Annotated in this window: 3 protein-coding genes; all 3 read left to right on the plus strand. The window is 68.6% G+C overall.

All coding sequences use genetic code 11. The annotated features are described in order from the left end of the window. A partial coding sequence (locus AC3XYG_RS32000) for a hypothetical protein (protein ID WP_489143932.1) occupies window positions 1–1,082 on the plus strand: 1,082 nt, incomplete at its 5' end. Between the two features lie 127 nt (window positions 1,083–1,209). After that, window positions 1,210–1,764, plus strand: a complete 555-nt coding sequence (locus AC3XYG_RS32005; protein ID WP_489143933.1) for a YcgN family cysteine cluster protein — start codon at window positions 1,210–1,212, stop codon at window positions 1,762–1,764. A 63-nt stretch (window positions 1,765–1,827) separates the two neighbouring features. Further along, on the plus strand, window positions 1,828–1,992 hold a 165-nt coding region (locus AC3XYG_RS32010; RefSeq protein WP_489143934.1), incomplete at its 3' end, for a dihydrodipicolinate synthase family protein.

Here is a 1,992-nt window from a genome sequence, read left to right on the forward strand (position 1 = left end):
GGCCGGTCCGCGACCTGCTCGGCCTGCTGCCGATGCCCACCCTCGATGGCAGCACGGTTCTCTATCTCGATCTTTCGGTGGTCAAGGCCACGAGCAAGACCGACTGGCGGACGGATCACGGGATCGCGGCGCTGCCGGACATTCTTCGAATGCCGGTTGCTGCCGACCTTCAGGCACCGGCAGGATTTGCAGCCCATGCCGGCTTCGGGCCGGACCAGATCGACCAGGTCGCCGTTTACGAAACCGCGCCCACCCCGGGCCCGATGGCGATGCGCCTGCAGGGGGCCGATCCGGACACCCTCGTCCGGACTTGGGGCCAGCAAGGGTATGCCGAGAGCGTTTTCGGCGACACGAAGGTCTGGACCCGCGGCACACCCGGAGAGATGCATCTCGATCGGCGCGATCCTTCGGATCCGCTTGGCACCATGCTCGGCGTTTCCGCCGTCCTGGGCTTGGACGGCTCGATGCTGCTGATGGCGCGGCTTCCGGAGACGCTGGCGGCTATGAAAGCCTCGGCGAGGCTCGGCACCGGTGCGGCCTCGCGGATCGATCTCAAGCGGATGCTCGATGCGCTGGATCGGACGCTGGAGCCTCAGCAGCAGGTGGCGCAGCTGCTGTGGGCGCCCCAACCCGACGCCGCCGGCGATGCCGCATTCGAGGCCGCGACGGCGACGATGACCGCGCCTGGTGGCACCACGCCCGACACGGCCCGGGAGGCGCTGCTGAACGCGAGCGGCATCCCCTCCTATCCGTCGCTCCTGCTCGGCGAGATCCGGGAAGCGGGGCAGGCGCCGTCGGGCGTGCTGGCCATGCTGTTTGCCGATTGCGCGATCGCGGATCGCACCAGTGCCGTCGCCGGCGCCAAATGGCAGGCGGCGGCGAAGGATGCGAACGGTCCGGCGGCCGGGGTGTTCGGCCGGGTGACGGTCGCCTGGGCGTCGGTGCCGGTCGACGGCGGCTGCGTGCTGCTGGGCCGGGCGGCCGGGACCGACCCGGCACACCCGGCCTTCGCCGACCTCACCGCGCTGTACATGCGCCGGGATCTGTCGCCGCTGTATGTCGGGCCGGCAGCGAAGCCCTAGAGACCGGAAACCCTAGAGACCGCTTGATCGCGCGGCCGCGGCGGTGATGATAGGGGCGTCGGCGCCGCGGCGCCCCTGCTTCGCGACCTGGAGATCCCCGAGTGACCGATCCGGCCCTGGCCGCCGCATGAGCGGCAAGCCTTTCTGGCAGCGCAAGCGCCTGGACGAGATGACCCGGCCGGAATGGGAATCGCTGTGCGACGGCTGCGGCCGCTGCTGCCTGCACAAGCTGCGCGACGCCGACGAGCCGGCCGACACGCCGAATGTCGACTACACCGACATCGCCTGCAAGCTGCTGGACACCCACAGCTGCCGCTGCATGCACTACCCCACCCGCAAACGCTACGTGCCCGATTGCGTGGCGCTGACACCTGATAATGTCGACGAGCTCGGCTGGATGCCGTGGACCTGCGCCTACCGCCTGCTGTCGGAGGGACACGACCTCTACTGGTGGCACCCGCTGGTCTCGGGCGACCCGGAAACCGTGCATGTCGCCGGCATCAGCGTGCGCGACAAGGTGGTGTCCGAGGACGAGGTGCCCGAGGATGAGTTCGAAGACCATATCGTCGATTGGCCGGCCGGAGCCCGCTCCACTGACAGTTTAGTCGGCGCGCCGGTGCCGGCATTCTGCACGATTTTGTTCGACATATTGACGCGCTTGCGAAAACGCATTACCAACTAACATGTCAGTTCAAACGATTTGATCACACGCCACGCCGCGGTGGTCGGAAACAGGGATCGGAACGTGCCCCAACCCCGAGAGCGCTTCGGCCTGTCCGCGGCCCTGACCGTCCCGTTCCGGCCCGACGGCGTGGTCGATTTCCTGCGGCTGGTCGCCCATGCCCGCTGGTGCCTGGCGCATGGCTGCCGCACCGTCACCGTCTTCGGCACCACCGGCGAAGGCCCCGAA

It is taken from the genome of Inquilinus sp. (genome assembly GCF_057815775.1).